General features: G+C 47.1%; 19 protein-coding genes. 16 read left to right on the forward strand and 3 right to left on the reverse strand.

The window, feature by feature from the left end; translation table 11 throughout:
- The first annotated feature begins 455 nt into the window (after positions 1-455).
- The 4 genes from ACFQZT_RS21970 to ACFQZT_RS21985 all read left to right on the forward strand — a co-directional run bounded on the left by ACFQZT_RS21970 (position 456) and on the right by ACFQZT_RS21985 (position 6,389).
- On the forward strand, positions 456-2,198 hold the full coding sequence (locus ACFQZT_RS21970) for an ABC transporter ATP-binding protein (RefSeq protein ID WP_379303069.1): 1,743 nt from the start codon (positions 456-458) through the stop codon (positions 2,196-2,198).
- A 19-nt stretch (positions 2,199-2,217) separates the two neighbouring features.
- The gene (locus tag ACFQZT_RS21975) at positions 2,218-3,966 is read left to right on the forward strand and encodes an ABC transporter ATP-binding protein (protein ID WP_379303071.1); all 1,749 of its coding nucleotides are present in this window, start codon (positions 2,218-2,220) and stop codon (positions 3,964-3,966) included.
- Positions 3,967-4,186: 220 nt separating this feature from the next.
- Positions 4,187-5,194 carry an AraC family transcriptional regulator gene (locus tag ACFQZT_RS21980; protein WP_379303073.1) on the forward strand — a complete coding sequence of 336 codons (1,008 nt, stop codon included), beginning with the start codon at positions 4,187-4,189 and terminating at the stop codon, positions 5,192-5,194.
- A gap of 229 nt (positions 5,195-5,423) precedes the next feature.
- A complete protein-coding gene (locus tag ACFQZT_RS21985) occupies positions 5,424-6,389 on the forward strand; it encodes a proline dehydrogenase family protein (RefSeq protein ID WP_379303075.1) in 966 nt (321 codons plus the stop codon).
- Between the two features lie 18 nt (positions 6,390-6,407).
- Here the strand turns inward: ACFQZT_RS21985 and ACFQZT_RS21990 are convergent, their stop codons facing one another.
- Positions 6,408-7,265 (reverse strand): helix-turn-helix transcriptional regulator, encoded by an 858-nt coding sequence (locus ACFQZT_RS21990; protein ID WP_379303077.1) that lies wholly within the window; start codon positions 7,263-7,265, stop codon positions 6,408-6,410.
- A gap of 196 nt (positions 7,266-7,461) precedes the next feature.
- On the opposite strand from ACFQZT_RS21990, the gene ACFQZT_RS21995 reads away from it, so the two are divergent.
- Positions 7,462-9,339: a beta-L-arabinofuranosidase domain-containing protein gene (locus tag ACFQZT_RS21995; protein ID WP_379303079.1), complete on the forward strand. Its 1,878-nt coding sequence runs from the start codon at positions 7,462-7,464 to the stop codon at positions 9,337-9,339.
- A 110-nt stretch (positions 9,340-9,449) separates the two neighbouring features.
- Positions 9,450-9,629 (forward strand): Spo0E family sporulation regulatory protein-aspartic acid phosphatase, encoded by a 180-nt coding sequence (locus ACFQZT_RS22000; protein ID WP_379303081.1) that lies wholly within the window; start codon positions 9,450-9,452, stop codon positions 9,627-9,629.
- A gap of 49 nt (positions 9,630-9,678) precedes the next feature.
- On the opposite strand, the gene ACFQZT_RS22005 is transcribed toward ACFQZT_RS22000, so the two are convergent.
- Positions 9,679-9,960 (reverse strand): hypothetical protein, encoded by a 282-nt coding sequence (locus ACFQZT_RS22005; RefSeq protein ID WP_379303083.1) that lies wholly within the window; start codon positions 9,958-9,960, stop codon positions 9,679-9,681.
- A 216-nt stretch (positions 9,961-10,176) separates the two neighbouring features.
- On the opposite strand from ACFQZT_RS22005, the gene ACFQZT_RS22010 reads away from it, so the two are divergent.
- Entirely contained in the window at positions 10,177-11,094 is a 918-nt protein-coding gene (locus tag ACFQZT_RS22010) for a DNA-3-methyladenine glycosylase family protein (RefSeq protein ID WP_379303085.1), read from the forward strand.
- A gap of 6 nt (positions 11,095-11,100) precedes the next feature.
- Here ACFQZT_RS22010 and ACFQZT_RS22015 read toward each other — a convergent pair whose 3' ends face one another.
- Positions 11,101-12,108 (reverse strand): CobW family GTP-binding protein, encoded by a 1,008-nt coding sequence (locus ACFQZT_RS22015; protein WP_379303087.1) that lies wholly within the window; start codon positions 12,106-12,108, stop codon positions 11,101-11,103.
- A gap of 200 nt (positions 12,109-12,308) precedes the next feature.
- Between ACFQZT_RS22015 and ACFQZT_RS22020 the strand changes: the two genes are divergently transcribed.
- The 9 genes from ACFQZT_RS22020 (at position 12,309) to ACFQZT_RS22060 (ending at position 19,429) form a co-directional block, all read left to right on the forward strand.
- A complete protein-coding gene (locus ACFQZT_RS22020) occupies positions 12,309-12,683 on the forward strand; it encodes a (2Fe-2S) ferredoxin domain-containing protein (protein WP_379303089.1) in 375 nt (124 codons plus the stop codon).
- 83 nt (positions 12,684-12,766) lie between these two features.
- On the forward strand, positions 12,767-13,210 hold the full coding sequence (locus ACFQZT_RS22025) for a Fur family transcriptional regulator (RefSeq protein ID WP_379303091.1): 444 nt from the start codon (positions 12,767-12,769) through the stop codon (positions 13,208-13,210).
- Complete coding sequence (locus tag ACFQZT_RS22030) at positions 13,197-13,448, forward strand: hypothetical protein (protein ID WP_379303093.1); 252 nt, start codon at positions 13,197-13,199, stop codon at positions 13,446-13,448. The genes ACFQZT_RS22025 and ACFQZT_RS22030 overlap by 14 nt, the downstream gene beginning before the upstream one ends.
- 365 nt (positions 13,449-13,813) lie before the next feature.
- On the forward strand, positions 13,814-14,521 hold the full coding sequence (locus tag ACFQZT_RS22035; RefSeq protein WP_379303213.1) for a metal ABC transporter ATP-binding protein: 708 nt from the start codon (positions 13,814-13,816) through the stop codon (positions 14,519-14,521).
- Positions 14,467-15,363, forward strand: a complete 897-nt coding sequence (locus ACFQZT_RS22040; protein ID WP_379303095.1) for a metal ABC transporter permease — start codon at positions 14,467-14,469, stop codon at positions 15,361-15,363. The genes ACFQZT_RS22035 and ACFQZT_RS22040 overlap by 55 nt, the downstream gene beginning before the upstream one ends.
- Before the next feature lie 19 nt (positions 15,364-15,382).
- Positions 15,383-16,402, forward strand: a complete 1,020-nt coding sequence (locus tag ACFQZT_RS22045; protein ID WP_379303097.1) for a metal ABC transporter substrate-binding protein — start codon at positions 15,383-15,385, stop codon at positions 16,400-16,402.
- A 59-nt stretch (positions 16,403-16,461) separates the two neighbouring features.
- Positions 16,462-17,670: a GTP-binding protein gene (locus tag ACFQZT_RS22050; protein WP_379303099.1), complete on the forward strand. Its 1,209-nt coding sequence runs from the start codon at positions 16,462-16,464 to the stop codon at positions 17,668-17,670.
- 35 nt (positions 17,671-17,705) lie between these two features.
- The gene (gene rpmG / locus ACFQZT_RS22055) at positions 17,706-17,855 is read left to right on the forward strand and encodes a 50S ribosomal protein L33 (protein WP_379303101.1); all 150 of its coding nucleotides are present in this window, start codon (positions 17,706-17,708) and stop codon (positions 17,853-17,855) included.
- Between the two features lie 206 nt (positions 17,856-18,061).
- The gene (locus ACFQZT_RS22060; protein WP_379303103.1) at positions 18,062-19,429 is read left to right on the forward strand and encodes a PDZ domain-containing protein; all 1,368 of its coding nucleotides are present in this window, start codon (positions 18,062-18,064) and stop codon (positions 19,427-19,429) included.
- The last annotated feature ends 174 nt before the right edge of the window (positions 19,430-19,603 follow it).

Consider the following 19,603-nt stretch of genomic DNA (forward strand, 5'->3'; position numbering starts at 1 on the left):
CCCTGTCTACTCCAAAGCCCGTTGTTCTCTAATAAGACACTCAAGTGACTCTAAAAATGTGTGATTCAACCGCCAAAGATCGCATAGAGAACAAGATTCCATGTTTAACTAATAGGGTTCTTTAATTATAGACTTTTATTCTATCGAGCTCGTTTTTGACCATTTTTCATTTAATTAGCGTCAAACTAGTACACTATTAGCGCCTCATGTTCTATGTTGCGAAACCCGCCCCATGCTCTTTATAGCGAAACTCGCCTCAAGTCATGAAGAAACCTAAGAAACCTATTTATGCCGTAAAAATGAAAAACATCGCAATCAGATAGCGTCAAGAAGTTTATCTATTTAGGTTTGGCTATCCATCGGAATGACGGATCTTTTACGTGTTCGCGTAGACTTGCTGTGGGTAAAACTGTAAAATCAATGTGTATATCGGAATAGGGAAAGAGGTGCAGCGCGTGTCTTTTGTAATTCGGCTAAAGTGGTTTTTCAAATGGAGATGGAGTCGTTATGCGCTAGCCATCGGGTTGATGGCGTGTGTCAGCCTGCTGACGACGATCCCGCCCAAAATGATCGGGAATACAATTGATCATATTTCAAAAGGAGAATTAACCTCAGCTGGCTTAAGCCAGACCGTACTTTTGCTTGTATGCCTGTCCTTGCTTTTATATGGGATGGTCTTTGTATGGATCACGACCTTGTTCGGGAACTCAGCGCTGATCGAGAAGCTGCTTAGAGGAAGGCTGCTCGCGCATTTGACCAGGATGATGCCGGCTTTTTTTCAGCGCAACAGTACGGGGCAATTGATGGCGCTGGCGACTAACGACATTTTGGCTATCGGCCAGACAGCCGGTTATGGCGTCATGACACTGGTCAATACGCTGGTGGGAGCTTCGATCGTGATCATTACGATGATTTCCTTCATCTCCTTCAAATTAATGCTGGCCGCATTGATTCCACTGCCTTTTCTAGCTATCGTCATCAGTAAGTTGGGGAAAAAAGTAAGGACCCGCTTTCTCGCCGCCCAGGCTTCTTTCGGCAAAATGAACGATCATGCGCTGGAATCGATCTCCGGCATCCGCGTCATTCGTTCTTATGTGCAGGAAGATCACGATCTTACCGCTTTTGATAAAGTGACCTCGGACGTTATGAACAAGAATAAACGCGTTTCGATATTGAACGCGCTTTTTCAGCCACTCATATCGCTAATTGTAGGAGTGAGCTATTCGATCGGGATCGGTTATGGCTCTTACATGGTCTTTCATGACCAAATTACGCTTGGCCAACTGATTTCTTTTAACATTTATCTGGGCATGCTGATCTGGCCCATGATTTCCTTTGGCGAATTTATTAATGTGCTGCAGCGCGGAAGCGCTTCGGCGGATCGGCTTGAACAGTCTTTTACACAGAAACCTGATTTATTGGACGTTGAAGCACCGGCAGCTATCCAGGTTCCAACGACAATCGAGATGAAACAGTTAACTTTTACGTATCCGACCTCTAATCATCCAAGTCTTGATAGCGTTTCTTTCTATTTAGAGCGAGGTCAGACGCTAGGCATTGTAGGAAGAACGGGCAGTGGAAAGAGTACGCTGATTAAACAACTGCTGCGCCAATATCCGGTTGAACACGAGAAGCTGTTCATCTCCGGGATTCCTGTCGAACAAATCGCTCTGGATCAGGTGAAGAGCTGGGTCGCTTACGTGCCGCAGGAGCATCTGCTGCTGTCCAAATCGATTCGCGACAATATCGCGCTGGGCAAGCCCGGGGCGACACCGGATGAAATTGCCCGAGTGGTAGAAATGGCCTCTTTTACACAAGACATCGCTCAAATGCCTGAAGGACTGGAGACGATCGTCGGTGAAAATGGCGTGATGCTTTCCGGCGGGCAGAAACAGCGTCTGGCTATTGCGAGAGCGCTGCTTATAGACTCAGAGATTCTGCTGCTCGACGACTCGCTTTCGGCGGTGGATGCACGGACGGAGAGCCGGATTCTACATCATATCCGAATGGAACGGGCAGGTAAAACGACTTTCATTACGACGCACCGTCTATCTGCGGTCAGTCATGCGAATTGGATTCTTGTGTTGGACGACGGAAGGATTATCGAAGAAGGCACGCATGATGAATTGATGCTGTTTGGCGGCTGGTACAAGCAACAGTGGGAACGCCAGCAGATGGAAGCCAGCCTGGAAGAATGAAGAGGAAGGGAGTACCGAGATGCCTAAGCAATCCACGGCGAGAAGACTATTCGCATATGCTCTCGTCTATAAATTTAGAATTATCGGCGCGCTGCTTATTCTTTGTTGTGCGGTCGGTGCTGAACTTGGCGGACCTTATATTACCAAAACGATTATCGATCAGCATTTGAGCACAGGTGCGCGCGATCTGGGAGCCGTTCTTGGGCTGCTAGCTTTGTATATGGGACTGCTGCTAATCGCGAGCATCGGCAACTTTACACAAGCATACATTCTCCAATCCACAGCGCTGCAAATTATCAAAAACATGCGAATGGATTTGATGCGCCACATTCAGCGGATTCCGCTGCGCTATTTTGACAATACGCCGATTGGGCAGGTGGTATCAAGAATTGCCAACGACACGGAGGCCGTTCGCGATCTGTTCATGAGCTTTATGGCGACATTCGTCGTGAGCATGGTGCAGCTGGCAGGCATCTTCACAGCCCTATTTATTTTGGATGTCCGGCTGGCCCTATTGTGTTTACTGCTTCTGCCGCTGTTTGTGTTGATCATGAAAATCCATCTGAAGTATTCTAAAATATTTATCACCATCATGCGCGCCCGGCTCAGCGATATGAACGCCATGATTAATGAATCGATTGTCGTCATGCCGATTATTCAGGCTTTTCGCCGGGAGAAAGTGACGATTGAAGAATTTGAAGTGTTGAATGAAGACCGCTATGTGAATCAAATCAAACAGTTTCGGGTGTTCTCCTTGTCTTCCCGCAATATCGTGGGAACGATCGGCAGCTTGGTGACGGCGTTAGTCATCTGGTATTTTGGGCGGGAGTCGCTGACAACGGCGATTTCCTTCGGTGTGTTTTATGCATTTATCGATTATTTGGGCCGGATCTTTCAGCCGATTATCGGGATTTTCGATCAGCTTACGAACGCGCAAAGAGCATTTGTATCCGCTGAAAAAGTGTTTGCGATCATGGATATGGAAGGCCGTGAGGTCGAAAAGACGGATCAGGTAAGCCGCCCGGAAGGTGTCGTGAAATTCGACAACGTGACGTTTGCCTATAAAGCAGGGGAAAATGTGCTGAAGCGAATTTCTTTTGAAGCGCATAAAGGGGAGACGGTGGCGCTTGTCGGCCATACGGGTTCAGGCAAAAGCTCGATCATCAACCTGCTGCTTGGTTTCTATGAACCGGATGATGGCAAAATCACGATCGACGGCCGCGACATTTCAACCTTTTCCAAACAAGCGTTGCGTAAGCATATGGGCATTGTTTTGCAGGATCCGTTCTTGTTTGCAGGTGATATTAAATTCAATGTGAGCCTATATAATGGAGACATCACGCTCGATCGTGTGAAAAGCGCACTTCAAGATGTAGGCGCCGCGCCTTTCATCGAACAACTGCCGGGTGGCTATGATGAGCAGGTGGTAGAGCGGGGAAGCACGTTGTCATCCGGCCAGCGGCAGCTGATCTCCTTTGCCAGAGCGCTGGCTTTCGATCCGTCCATCCTTATCCTGGATGAAGCGACGGCCAGCATCGACAGCGAAACTGAGGGGTTAATCCAAAAAGCGCTGAAAGTCGTCAGCGAAGGCCGGACTACGTTAGTCATCGCACATAGACTGTCTACGATTCGCGATGCCGATCAAATCTTAGTGCTGCATCGCGGTGAGATCGTCGAGCGGGGCAATCATGAAACGCTCATGGCGCTAGAAGGCAGGTACCATAAGATGTATCAGCTGCAAACCGGGGAGAAGGCATTGAAGGTATAAACGTAAACAGGCTGCCGATAACAGGGGTAGCCTGTTTTGTTACTTCGCCAGTATGGTTAAGTTCTTTACAGCGATAAACAACAAACAGCAAGTGTAAGCTGGAAAGGTGTTTTTCATCGTTACAGTGGCGAGTTGGATATGAGGTCGTGTCACTAACGATGTTTTGAATGCTTGCAGACGAGAAAAAAAGCAGGTTTGTACGCTAAGCGAGGCTGGAAAGATGTTTCTCATCGTAACAGGCATGTGGGGATGTTGCAATCGTGTCTCAAACGATGATTTTCATCTTTACAGACGAAAAGATGGGAGGATTGACAAAGACAAGTTCGTTCCCAAACGAATGGCTTTAGACAAGGACCTGGTCATCGGCGAGGTGTATCTCACCATTATGAGATCGGAATTTACAGTAGATTGGATGTGCTGCCATTTGTCAGATGTTTCTTTTTATCGCGACACTTCCTTAGCTTTTTTCGAGGTGAAGGTATGCAGTTCAAAGAGCATTTCCTATAAGAAACATTTTCATGAAGAACTATCCATAGGCGTTATAGATAAAGGTGAAAGCAAAGTTTGGTGCGATGGTCAGCATCTTCAAGTTGAAGCGGGAAGGATCATCGTAATCCCTCCCTACTTGCCGCATGCTTGTAATCCAGAGGAAGGCTCGGACTGGAAATATAAGATGCTTTTTTTTCACATGGATTGGGTCCATCATCTGTTGGGTGATGAGGCGAGGTTACATGCGCCTTTCTTGCTTGAGAACAAGGTCAACCCTCATTGCAAGGATTTGCTGAACCAGTTTGTTCACTGTATGTCGAGTCTGAAAACACCGCTAGAGACGGAGACCGTCGCCATTCATTTGATTCATACCATCATTCAAAGAGAAACAGTCGAAGCGTTACATATCCATGACTCTGCGAAAGCAAAGAAAGATATGCAAGAGATTAAAGATTACTTGCATGAACATTATTTGGAGCCGATTACACTGGAAAAGCTGGAAAGCGTATCGGGCCTTAGCAAATTTTATATAGTCCATCTATTTAAGAAAGCAAATAAGATACCGCCGCATGCTTATCAGAATTTATTACGAATCAATTTTGCCAAAAAAGAATTGTGTAAAAGGAGGCCCATCGCGGAGATCGCGATTGAAGCGGGCTTTTATGACCAGAGTCATTTTACAAGAGTATTTAAGCAGGTTGTAGGCGTAACCCCTCAAAAATACCCAAGTCCACTTTGATAACGAAGTAATTCGAGAAGTTAATCGGCGTCGAATCTTGAACGAATCCGGGAAGTCCGGTACTCACGTAGTACATCTCTACGCTCCGTTCCTCCTTCTCCGGATATCGTCCAACCTTCTCGGTTCTGAAAGCGGACTTAAAAGCTCAACACTATAACAGCAATTTTGTACAATACCCTTTCGGCTTAGTGAGGTATGGTGATAGTAACGAACGAAAGGGGAATGCAAAATGAATAAGTTAGCATCCATAGAGAAGGATTTCTCAACAGCTCTAAAATCTGTCGCCCGCAATCTGGAAATGAAACAATATATCCAGCAGTCACCTGAGCTTTATCCATTATTTCTGCGAGCTGCTCAGCGGTTTGTGACGGGAGAAGGTCGCAAGGATGGGATAGATGTTGGGGAACTCCTCATGGGCAAAGGTTACGCCATTTCTCTTGAATATATCGGGGAGAACACAACGAATGCCGATGAATGTCGACTTGCCGTTCAAGAGTTTAAAGGTCTTATTCAAGAGTGCGGCCAACGAGGGATGGCTTCCCGTATTTCCCTTGATTTATCGCACATTGGTATGTCAATCGACCCTGATCTGGCCTATGAACATCTTCTGCAACTGGCTCAAGAAGCGAAGAAATACGGGCTGTCTATGATGCTGAGCATGGAAGAATCGGCCAAAACGGACCGTATTCTGTCCATCTACAAAAAAGCTGTCGTCGACTATCCGAATATTGGCATAACGCTTCAAGCACAGCTTCACCGCACGCCTCAAGATCTATCGGAGCTGCTAGGGTATCCTGGTGCTATTCGGCTGGTAAAGGGGGCCTACCAAGAGTCTGATGATTGCTATACCCCGCGCTCTGAAGAGCTTAATAAGAGATATTTGGAACTTGTAGACAGATGCGTGCTAGCAGGACATCCGGTATCCATAGCTACGCATGATGAGGAGATCGTCCGCCATATTGCTGGGCGGGATTACTTCCAACAAGCTTGGGTTGAAGCTGAAATGCTGTACGGCATTCGTCCCGATCTTGGCAAACAGCTCAAGGAAAGCGGTTATCCGGTACGCATCTACCTCACTTATGGTGCTGAATGGTACTTGTACCTCTGCCATCGGATTGCAGAATTCCCGCCGAATCTATATACGGCCATCACCGATATAATTAACGGCGGGAGGAGTTCATCCCAATTGTATTAAAAAATCAAAAAGACGGCTTTATTTCGTTCGATGCTGTGATCGGAATTCACTTGGTTTCATGCCCGTTTGTTTGCCGAAACAGCGGATGAAATAAGGAAATGAACGAAATCCCGTTTCTTCGGCAATCCGGCCAACGGGCTCATCCGTATGGATCAGCATTTGTTTGGCCTGTGCGACGCGATGGCGCGTTAAGTAATCGAGCGGTGTGCAGCCGAATGCCTTCTTCATGCAGATGGCAATATAATTGGCGTGAAAATGAATTTCTTCGGAGAGCCTCTTGTAATCAAGGGGCTCTTTGTAATGTTGGCGGAGAAAGGATGCCGCAGATTCTGCAATACGAAGATGGTGGTTTTGCTTGGCGAGAAGTTCCTCAGCTTGCAAAGCAACCAAAAGTTCCTGAAATAGAATTTGCTGCTGCCACCTGGAAACGGTGGCGGTTTCCTGCTGCAGCAGGATCAATTGCCGAAGGGTAGCAAAAACATCACGGGGTGAATTTAGTTTCCCATATCTGGACAGGTAGAAGGAGAAATATTCGACTTGCGCAAAAGGATGACCGCTATCCATCGGTACCTGTCTTTCTGGTTCCTCTGTTTCCTGCCATTCCCCAACGGTTTGGAAGTGCAGCCAAAAGAAATGGGTCTCCTCACTGCATGGTCTGGCTGTTCGATGGGATCGGTCGGGACGAAGAATAAGAAATTCTCCGGCCTTTACAGTGAAGCCTTGTCCGTTTTCTTCGAGCCATAAGACACCGTTCGTGACGATCAACAGATCAAAGACGCCGATGTTGGCACGGTCAGGATGTTTCCCTCCGGTCGGGTACGTATCTTCCCCGCAAACGGTCATATGGGGCAACGGTGGTGAAATAAATCGGAACATAGACAGCGGTGCTCCTCATGTTCATTTTGGATATATCATAGCAAATAAATGGCTATTTACATAGATGATTTTCGTATACTCAAGGTTGTGATTGTATAAATATTAGTTGCGATTAGCTATCTCAAACAGCGTGCATTCGATGGTATATTGAAGGGGAGCTTGTAACGCGGCACCATAACGGAAAACAAGGAGTGAGATGATGATGACAGCGAACAGCGTCTTTCAAAATTTGCCGCTTGGCAGCATCAAGCCGGCAGGGTGGTTGCTGAATCAGCTTCGGATTCAGGCAGACGGCTTGACCGGACATTTGGAAGAGCATTGGCCCGATGTGGGTCCTGAGAACGGCTGGATTGGCGGCCAAGGCGAGAGTTGGGAGCGAGGTCCCTATTACTTGGACGGACTGCTGCCTCTAGCTCATCTTCTTGAGGATCCGGCATTAATTGCCAAGGCCAATCGATGGATCGAGTGGACGCTTGCAAGCCAGCAGGAGAATGGGCTATTTGGTCCGGATCGCATTCAAACCGTTAACCACGATGTCAATAAGCAGCAGGACTGGTGGCACTACATGATCATGCTCAAAGTGCTGATTCAGCATGCGGAAGTAACGGGGGATGCGCGCATTGTCCCTTTTCTTTCGAATTATTTTCGTTATGTCAACAGCATGATCGATACGTTCCCGCTGGATGGTTGGGCAGCGGCAAGAGGGGCGGAAATGATGCTGTGCATTCATTGGCTGCATCGGCGAACGGGTGAAAATTTCTTGATGGATTTGCTCCAAAAGGTAGAAGCGCAAACGATCGAATGGACGGACATCTTTTATGAGTTCCCCTTCTGGCGCAAAGTCGAGCAATGGGATTGGCGGACGCACGTGGTGAATGTCGCGATGGGGTTGAAAACTCCGGGAGTTCGTTATGAGCACACCGGTCATGAGAGGGAGCGGGAGGCCGTTCACAGAGGCATTGACAGTTTGATGACCTACCATGGCCAAGCTCACGGTATGTTTTCGGGAGACGAATGGCTGTCAGGTACACATCCGAGTCAAGGTGTGGAGCTATGCGCAGTCGTGGAATATATGTTCACGATGGAACAGTTAACGCGTATTTTCGGAGAGGGACGGTTCGGCGATATTTTGGAAAAGGTTGCGTTTAATGCGCTGCCGGCCGCTATTTCAAAGGACTGGACCTCCCATCAGTACGACCAGCAGGTGAATCAAATATTATGCAATATCGCCCCGCGGGATTGGAGCAATGGTCCGGATGCGAATGTATTCGGGCTGGAGCCGAACTTTGGCTGCTGTACGGCGAATATGCACCAGGGGTGGCCCAAGTTGGTCAGCCATTTGTGGATGTCGGATGGGCAAGGCGGACTTGCGGCAGTTTCTTATGCGCCGTGCAGGCTAAGTGCACATGTCGGAACTGGTGTTCAAGCACATCTTGAGGTAAGTGGAGCGTATCCTTTTCGCGATGAAGTCCGCATCGATTTGAACCTTGAGCAAACAAGTTCCGAGAAATTTGCCATTTCCCTGCGAATTCCAGCTTGGTGCGAAGCGCCGGTCTTGCAAGTGAATGATGAGATCATATGCATTTCCGTCGAAAAGGGGTATGCAAAAGTTGAGCGTGAATGGCAAAACGGAGATGTCGTTAGGCTGCGTCTGCCCATGCAAGTCAGAACCAATACGCGTAATTTATACGCGGTAAGCATCGAGCGAGGTCCGCTGGTGTACGTATTGCCCATCAAGGAAAACTGGCAATTGTTAACGAAGCGGGAGAGGTTTCATGATTGGGAGCTATACCCGGCTTCATTTTGGAAGTATGGGATCATCGCACATATGAACTTCGAGGCCAAAGAAGATGACGTGCCTTACCAGCCATTCGATGCGGAGCTAGCGCCGGTCCGATTGAAAGCATATGGGCAGCGGATTCGCGACTGGAAGATGGAAGGCCATAATGCTGGTACGCCTCCGATGTTTCCTAACACGGACGGTCAGCCCATTGAAGAGCTCGAGCTCGTCCCATATGGCAGCGCAAGGCTTCGAATTGGAGAGTTTCCGCTCATTCCACATGCAAAAAAATAATTTTGTTCATTTTGTTCACGGCATCAACGACAAATAGTAACACCCTTTTACAGCTCACTTGTATATAATAGGGTTTGTCTTGTCATTGATCAGGAACGGAGCTAAGTAATGTGGAACAAATCCTTTTAGCAAAAATCGAATCCTTACGCCTTCTAATGGTCGAAGAAGCATTTGTACAAAGAAGCCTTACACATGAGAATGTGATTGCTCTTAGTAGAAGATTGGATCGATATATTGCTTTCTATCAAAAGCGAAAAAAGAAAACATCCCAGTTCGCTGCTGCGAATTAATAAACAGGCTGCCTATATTATCGGCAGCCTGTTTGAATGCGATTTCATTTTATTTTTTAAAATCTTCCAAATATTTGAGAACAACTCCCAATGCGCCAATGTAATAAGCAATTTGCAGCAACCAGCCTGTATGATCCAGGGACATCATGTTGGCCATCAAGAATAATGGGAATACATAAAAGAGCATGTCCTGGAGATACCCTAGAATCAGTTTGGAAGAGAAACTGCCTGCTTTGAGGGAGCGATATAAGCCCATCAAGAAGCTAAGGCCCATTAAACCGAGTACAACCCACATTGAGTAGAGCATCCAACCTGTAAGCGTAAGTGTCATTTCGTCTCACCACCTTTAGGAGGATTTGCTTGCGTACCATATTATATGGTTCGGGGGAGCAGGATGTACCTGACAAGCATCCATATCCGCTTAGGCGCATAACATAGTGAGATGAAATATATTTCTTTATAAAAACCAATTAGCGCTACTGACATAAAGGTGTCAGTAGCGCTTTTGTATATTCAATGTAAAAATGAATTTGGAAAGGATTTGCCGATGAAAACAAATAATGAAAGTCGTATACAAGAAACAAGAGGAGAGCTGTATCCAAAAGCCCCCTTTGATTTTGAGAAATCTCTCTCGTTTATTGGCGGGTTTAGTCCGATGAAAAATGAGCAGTCTTTAGAGTCCAGTACGATGGTCAAAGCGTTCTCCGTCCGGAAAATACCTGTAGTTATGGAGCTCAGCTCCACGGGAACCGTCGACTCTCCCAAACTTAGCTATGTGCTGTATTCGGAAGAAGCGTTGTCGGATCGTATTCGGGACGAAGCCATAGAGCGGATGGATTTTTTTCTAAGTTTATCTGATGACCTATCTGCATTCTACGCATTAGCGGAACAAGACGACGAGTTCGAACCGGTCTTGCAGAGGCACTACGGATATCACCAAGTGAAATTTATGACCCCGTTTGAGAATGCGTGCTGGTCCATACTTGTACAGCGAAATCCGATGCCGGCGGCTCGCCAATTAAAGCGCTATTTGTACGAAACATATGGCCGATCCCTCGTAGTCAGAGGAGAGCAATACGCAACTTTCCCGGAGCCGGCGGATTTGCTCGAAGCGAATATGGAGCAGCTTGTTGAAACTTTAGGCTCAAGGCGCGCCGAGTATATACAAGCCGTTGCTGCAGCTTTCTCACAGACGGAGGAGAGTTTCATGAAGCAAGGCGATTACGCAGCTGTGAGAGAATGGCTTCTCGGGATTAAAGGTATCGGTGAATGGTCCGCACAATTTATTCTGATCCGCGGGCTCGGAAGAATGGAGCAGATCCCCTGGAATGAAAAAGCGGCCTTAGCGGCCGCGAGTGCTGTTTACCATGAACGCATGTCTCCTCAAAGGCTCCAGGAAATTGCGGACTATTATGGGATTTACCAAGGTTATTGGCTTCATTATCTAAGGATAAACCATGGATAGAGACGGCTAGGAAGCGACACAAGCGGCAAACTGCGACTTGAACCATGCCTCATCGAGATTTCGGCCAATAATAACGAACTCGCTGCAAGGAATTTCATCTTGTTTCCAGGTCCGATCAGGCGCAGAGGCGAATAACATATGGACACCTTGAAAGATGACTCTCTGCTTGACGCCTTGGATATGGAGAACGCCTTTATACCGGAGCGTATCGGCTCCATGTTCGGATAGCCATACTTGCAGGAAACGTTCCATTTTGTTCAAATCCAGTGGACGGTCCTCACGGAAAAAGATCGATTTGACATCGTCGTCGTGATCGTGATCATGGCTTTCCAGGAAATCGGGATCGAGTTCAAGCTTTTTGTCTAATTCAAAAGCATGAATGCCGAGTATGTGTCGAAGGTCAATGCTGGATTGCTCTGTCCGGTACAATTTGGCCGCGGGATTCATATGTTTGAGGCGGTTTTCAAGCTTAAGCAATTCTTCTTCGGTAACAAGATCCACTTTGTTCACGAGCAAAACATCCGAGAAAGCGACTTGCTCCTGAGCCTCGTGGCCTTTATCCAACTGCGCTTCCGCATGTTTGGCGTCAACAACTGTGACGATCGCATCAAGCTTATAATGTTCGGCAATGCGCTCGTCAACAAAAAAAGTTTGAGCCACAGGCGCAGGATCAGCTAACCCTGTAGTTTCGATTAATACACGGTCAAAGTGGACTTGCTTACGGTTGTTGCTGCCGCTTCGCGCTTCCATGAGCTCATTCAAGATTCGTATCAGGTCCCCACGAACGGTGCAACAAATGCAGCCGTTGTTCATTTCGAATATCTCTTCATCGGCTCCCACAACGAGCTGGTTATCGATGCCTACTTCGCCGAATTCATTAATGATGACGGCGATTTTTTCGCCATGATCAGCAGTCATGACATGATTGAGCAGCGTAGTTTTGCCTGCGCCTAAGAATCCGGTTAAGACGGTAACCGGTACGCGTAAGTCGGCCTCTTGGGTAAGGTTTGGCATGCAATCGCTCCTTAATTGTAATTTTTACATTTAAAGTATAGGCGACTCTTCTCTAGATTGTCAAATGAACGTCGAGCACGGCTCCTAGCTCCTATTGACACAATGAATGTAAAGAGATACATTTTGATTTAATATGTAAAATTTACGGCTAATGAGCGGGATTATTTTAGTCACTATGAATTGGAAGGATGAAGCTTGTTATGACCACTTGGGATTTATCAACAGTCAAGCATCATGTACTGATCTGCAACGGGGCATCTTGCCTTCGCAATCAAGGGGACGAAACGACGGCAGCTATACGTCATGAGCTATCGGCATTAGGTCTGGAATATCTTGTTCACACAACGAGAACGAGATGCAATGGGCGCTGTGAGGACGCCTGTGTTGTTACCGTTTATCCTGAAGGCGTATGGTATAAAAATGTGACGCCCGAAACGGGCAGACGAATTGTAGGGGAGCATTTGTTAAATCAAGAACCGCTGAAGGAATCGATGATCTATTCGTATGATGGTCATTTCAGACCTACAGGAAGCGGCGCGGCAGGAATTAGTCGTCATCATCCGCCTGCGAAATGATGTGTTTCCGACTGTTTCCCTTGACTGCGTTGCTCCTTTACGGCACTATGAAGGTATAGTTTAACGTTGAAAGGAAAAGAAACATGTCGGAAACCAATAGCGTCGAAGAGATGATCAAGGTCATGTCCAGGCATGGGTGGAGGATCACGGACCAACGCCGGGTATTGGCAGAGATATTCGCCAAAACAGATGGGTATTTATCGCCTAAATACGTCTATGATCAAATGACCGTTCATTATCCAAGCGTCAGCTTCGATACCGTATATCGTAATTTGCGATTACTGAGCGAGATGGGGGCGCTGGAGCAGTTTTATTTTATGGATGGCGGCTTAAAATTTCGAATGAATTGCTCGAATCACCACCATCACCACTTGATCTGTATGAATTGCGAAAAAACCTTGACGTTCGATTATTGCCCTATGGAAACAACCTTAAAATTGCCCGGGCACTTCAAAATTGTCAACCATCGCTTTGAAGTGTATGGTGTTTGTGAGGATTGTCAGGAAAATTCAAATGTTAATGAATGAAAAAGCCGGGGTTTTGAACGGCTTTTTTCGTTTTAATAGCGAAGCTGGAGCGATGTTATTCATCATTACAGACGTAAAAGTAAAATGGAAACGAGTGAATAGCGATGTTTCTCATCGTTACAGAGTAGAAGATGGCATTATGGTGAGCCAGAGCGAAGCAATAGCGATGTTTTTCAACGTTGCAGACGTAAGAGAAAATGGAATCGAGCCCCATAATGATGTTTTCCATCGTTACTGATTTGAAGTGTGCCGATGTCATACCTCATTTCCTCCTAAGTAGTAAACTTATGGATTTTCACGCAAAAGGACCGTCAAGGAAGATCGGAAGATCCTGATGATCATTTTGCGTTTTCATAGACTTCTTCCAAACCAACGTTGACGGAAACCCGGATACCTGCTACACTCATAAACGTAATAATTACTAATAAGCGTAGTCCGCTTTTATTTTTTATTCTAAAATCGTAATTATTACGTATAATTTCAAAGGCGTGGGGTCGGTTGACAGGGCTTGACTTGGAAAAGGTGCTTTGTGACATGTCGGTGTACGGATATTGTCAAAGCTGCCAAAAATGGAAAATGAGAATAAGGAAGGGAATTGAAGATATGCTTCTATCTGCGATGACAGACGTCTCGTTCGGTTATAGCGATGTTCCATGCTTGCAGAATGCGAGTATCGAAATTTATTCAGGGGAATTCGTAGCTGTTACCGGACCCAATGGCGCTTCCAAAACAACGCTGCTTAAACTGGCTCTTGGCTTGCTTCAGCCCTGGGCGGGAAGTACGTTCCTGTCGTCCCATAATCAGCAGGGGCAAAAACTTTCCGTAGGTTATGTGCCGCAGCAAATCGCCGCTTTCAATAGCGGATTCCCAAGCACGATTCTGGAATTCGTGCGATCCGGTAGATTCGTCCGGCGCTCCTGGTTTCGCAGACTGAATGCGGAGGATCATGCATGGACCGAGAGGGCGCTTCGCCAAGTTGGGATGTGGGAACTGCGCCACCGGAAAATAGGCGAGCTTTCCGGCGGTCAAAAGCAGCGGATCTGCATCGCCCGCGCTCTTGCTCAGGAGCCTGATCTGCTTGTTCTGGATGAGCCTACGACGGGGATGGATCAAGGGAGCCGCGAAGCTTTTTATGAATTAATGCATCATCAAGTGAAGGACCATGGACGTACCGTCGTGATGGTGACTCACGGTCTATCCGAGGTCAGCCAATATTTGGATCGCATCATTGAATTGGAAAGAAAGGAGGGAGGAGGATGGAAATGCTGCACTACGACTTCATGCAGCGGGCATTTTGTGCCGGTGGGTTAATCGCATTGATTGGTTCGGTGCTTGGCGTATACTTGATGCTTCGACGTCAGGCGCTGATGGCAGACATGTTATCCCACGTCTCCCTGGCCGGCATTGCGGGCGGAGCCTTTCTACATATGAATCCGACCCTAAGCGGCTTTGTCGTCGCTTCCATCGGAGCTATCGTCGTTGAATTTGTCAGAAGATCATATCGGACATACAGCGAAATGTCGATCGCGATTATTATGGTTGGCGGCCTCTCTAGTGCTGTTGTGCTGATGAGCTTGAACCAGGGGATGAATAAAAGCTTTTCGGCCTACCTGTTCGGTTCAGTAGTTGCTGTGAATCGAACTGAGCTTACGCTGATGTTTGTTGTCGCGTTGATTGGCGGGCTCTTTTTTATCTTATTCCGTAGGCCTTTATACCAGATTACGTTCGACGAGGAAACAGCGAGGACCAATGGACTGCCTGTAAAATGGATCTCGCTTTCCTTCAGCATACTGACGGGCATGATTGTTGCGGCGGCGATGCCGATTGTCGGGGTTCTTTTGGTAAGTAGCCTTATCGTGCTCCCTGCTGCCTTGGCGACGCGGATCGCATCGAGCTTTCATGCAGCGATCCTGCTGGCGATGGTTATCGGATTGGGGGGTGTTTTTACAGGACTAACGGCTTCCTATAGTCTCAGTACGCCGCCGGGCGGGACCATTGCACTTGTGCTTTTATTCATACTTGTGACTGGGATCAGTCTTAAAAAGCTGTTGAGGAAGTTGGGCCAAAGCAGAAACAAGATCAACAATGAGGATCAAGAAGGCTCCATGTATACCAGCATTCCCCGTTTATCAAAGGATTCAACCCTACACTAATTTCGGAGGTTATCAAATCATGAAAGCATGGATTCAAAAATCTTTGGTACTGTCCGCAGCATCCGCACTTATCCTCTCCGGTTGCAGCACGAACGTTAAGCAAGATTTGAAAACGGACACGACGGCTATACCGAGCACAACGAACTCGGGAGCGGTATCTACGGCCACTGATAGCGGCAAGAAGCTAAAAGTGGTGACTACTTTTTATCCGATGTATGAGTTCAGCAAGCAAGTAGCCGGAGATCGTGCCGAAGTGACTGCACTGATTCCGACAGGCGTCGAACCGCACGACTGGGAACCAAGTGCGAAGGACATCGCTCAAGTGAAAGAAGCGGACGTCTTTGTATATAACGGAATCGTGGAAGGCTGGGCTCCTAAAGCGCTGGAGAGTGCTGCGAATAGCAAGCGTGTCGTGGTGGAGGCAAGCAAGTCGGTAGCAATATTGAAAGGCTTGCCTGAAGAGGGAGATGATCACGGTGCTGCCGGCAAAGAGGGTCAAGCGAATGAAGAATCTACACTTGACCCCCACGTATGGTTAGATCCTGCTCTTGCCCAGAAAGAGGTTGCGGCCATTCAAGCGGCGATGGAACAAGCGGACCCGGCCCACAAAGAGGATTACAAGAAAAATGCCGAAGCTTACATCACCAAGCTTAAAGAGCTGGATGAACTCTATAAATCAGGGCTAAAAGACGCCAAGCGTAAAGATTTTATTACTCAGCACGCGGCATTTGCCTACATGGCCAAAGAATACGGATTGACGCAGATTCCGATTGCAGGTCTTTCACCTGAAGAAGAACCGTCGCCTGATAAGATGGTTGATGTCGTGAAATTTGCCAAGGAACATCAAGTGAAAACGATCTTTTTTGAAACGTTAGTGGATCCCAAAATCGCTTCCACGATTGCAAAAGAGGTCGGAGCTAAGACCGATGTACTGAATCCGCTTGAAGGATTAACGGACGAGGATAAGAAAAACAACCTGGACTATATTGCGATTATGAAAAAGAATCTTGAAGGGCTGAAGAAAGCTTTAAATGAATAAGAGGCTTCATTAACCATTGGTTCAAATCGTAATAATTACAATAAAAGGAGCGCAGCTAAATGACGCAGCAGCAGATTCCAGTTACCGTGTTAAGCGGGTACTTAGGAGCGGGGAAGACAACCCTGTTAAATCATATATTAAATAATCGGGACGGCCTACGTGTCGCCGTTATCGTCAATGATTTGAGCGAAGTGAATATCGATGCGGATCTCATTCGCGATGGCGGAGGCATCTCTCATACGAACGAGAAACTCGTTGAAATGTCGAACGGCTGCATTTGCTGTACGCTTCGGGATGATTTATTGAAGGAAGTTGAAAAGTTAGCCCGGGAAGGTCGGTTCGATTACATTCTGATTGAATCTACCGGTGTGGGCGAGCCCGTTCCGGTTGCACAAACGTTTACTTATGTGGATGAAGAGCAGGGTATCGATTTATCGAAGTATTGCAGATTAGACTGCATGGTGACTGTCGTTGATGCGTATCGTTTCTGGCATGATTATTCTTCCGGCGAAACCTTGCTTGATCGTAATCAAGCGGTTGGCGAAGATGACACGCGCGAAGTGGTCGACTTATTAATCGACCAAATTGAATTCTGCGATGTGCTTATCCTGAACAAATGCGACATGCTGGCCGACGAGGAACTGGAGGAATTGGAAGGTGTGCTACGTACACTTCAGCCTAGAGCCAAATTCATCCGTTCGGTTCAAGGCAAGGTGAATCCGAGCGAGATTCTGAACACGCACTTGTTTAATTACGATGAGGCAAGTACTTCTGCAGGATGGATGAAAGAAATGGAAAAGCCGGCTCATACGCCGGAAACGGAAGAATACGGCATCTCTTCGTTTGTATACGAACGAATCCGGCCTTTCCATCCGGGCAGGCTGATGGCGTGGATGAGCGATTGGCCGGCGGAAGTTGTTAGAGCGAAAGGCATCATGTGGCTAGCGACCAGAGATGCCTACGCACAAAATATTAGTCAAGCCGGTCCTTCCATCCGATTCGGCCCCGCGGGTTATTGGGTCGCGGCACTTCCAGAAGCGGAGCAGCAGGCTGTTCTCGAGGAAGATGCGGAACAAATCCAACATTGGGATCCAGCGTATGGAGATCGCATCAATAAGGTTGTGTTCATCGGAATCGAAATGAACCGTGGACTCATTTCGGAAGAGCTGGATCAATGCTTGCTGACGGATGAAGAGATGAGCATGGATTGGGCCCGCTTTCCGGATGAGCTGCCGAATGTTGTGGAAGAATTTACGACTACTGCCTGATAAGGATCCGAATACCATTTGGAGGTGAGTTTGACATGAGAGTGATCGTCACATTAGCATGTACCGAAACCGGAGATCGCAACTATACGACGACGAAGAATAAGAAAACGAATCCGGGACGCTTGGAACTGAAAAAATATTGTCCTCGTCTAAAGCGGCATACGCTTCATCGTGAGACAAGATAGGTTCTAAGTCGATAAATCAATAAGCCAAGTCAGGCCGGCTCTTACGGTCAGACTCGGCTTATTGTTGTTGCGTTGGATCATAAACATTTATTCATTGAGACTGATTTGAATTATGTTATGATCTGGGTAATGGATAGGGATCGAACATGCTGCAAAACTTACTATAGTGTCAGTTATAACCAAGACTTAGACTGGGGTTATTTATTATGAAAAAGGTTCAGAGACTTTATTACTCGGGCATGGCACTAGCCATGTTATTATGTGTGGCGGGAGAGTTAATCTGGCTGCCTGATCCGTTACGACTGGGGAAAGCGTTATACTGGATTGATGCACTTGATCTGCTCGTTTATATACTTGCGTTAGTCCCGCTGATCTGGATGATAGCGTCTATACGAAAGCTTTTTAACATAAGGCAAGAGAGCCACTTGAGATGGGCTAAAATAAGATCCGGAGCCGTTTTCATTTCCGGAGGAATTGCCATGATCGTTATCCTGACGATACCGAAGCAACTTCAGTTTTCGGTGAGTGCTTTTGCGCTGTCCTGGTTGCTCGTCTTTGTTGATTTATTTTTCAGTGAGCGTAAATGGCGCAAAATTCCCGTTCGGAGCATGTCTGTTTTTGTTCTAACGTTGTGTTTATTGTTTGTTTTATTTTTTCCAACCAGGTATTTGGTCACCTATCCCGGGATTACATTGAACATGAACCGTTATGCGCAAGTGAATGGCGGCATTCCGCATGGCGAGATTTCGGGGGTACTCGTATTTGATCGACCGGCTTTCCCGATGGACTGGGTATATGCCAAGCTATTCCCTCACTATTATTTTGAAGTTAATAATCTGGGCATGTCGATAGGCGATTATAATCAACAAGTTAGGACTATGAAAGTGGATGCCAATGAAGCGGGAAGTGCAATTGCTTTGCAAAAGTTAGGAAGAGGCAAGGGGATTACTTCCACTGGGGTTCTCATCACGGGAATCGCCAAAAACAGTCCTGTTGAGGGCATTTTGCAGCCAGGCGATGTGATTGAGGAGGTAGGAGGAGAGAGTGTAAAATCCGTACAAGAATTAACGGACCGCATGGCGATGACGACACCGGGGGATCAGGTGGAAGTCACGGTGTTGCGAGCCGGCAAGCCCTTGACGCTAAAGGCGGGGACCCGTGCCAATCCGGATAATCCGGGACGGGCGGCATTTGGCATCTATGTGAGCAATGAACTGCAATATGACATACCCGAAAAGGTCAACTACCATAACTATTTGTTTCATGAAGGAGGGCCGTCGCATGGCGCGATGCTTGCGCTAACCTTGATCGATCAACTAACGCCAGGCGGCGTATTGAATGGGCATAAGGTAGCCGGAACGGGAACGATGGAACTTGATGGAATAGTTGGGCCTGTCGGGGGCTTGGAGCAAAAAGCGTATACGGTTAGCAGAACGGATGCGGATGTGTTTTTTGTTCCCGTTAGCAATGAAGCTGAGGCGAGGAAAGGAGCCTCTGGATTGCTGATCGTGCCTGTACGTTCAATAGATGATATTTTAGATTGGTTGCGGGATCATCCCAAGCCCGGTGCATAATGAACGAATTGATCTGAATTGTGAGGGAAAGAACCAAGGTCTCTAAATAGAGAACATTTTGACGCATCTGGTGGGCAAATGACCACCAATCAGGCTTCGAACGAATAAAAGTCCATAATTAGCGAAGATCGTTCGCTGTTTATGGACTTTTGTTCTTTCGAGCCCCGAAATGGC

Origin of the sequence: Paenibacillus sp. GCM10027628 (assembly GCF_042676385.1) — a bacterium.
Taxonomy (GTDB): Bacteria; Bacillota; Bacilli; order Paenibacillales; family NBRC-103111; genus Paenibacillus_E.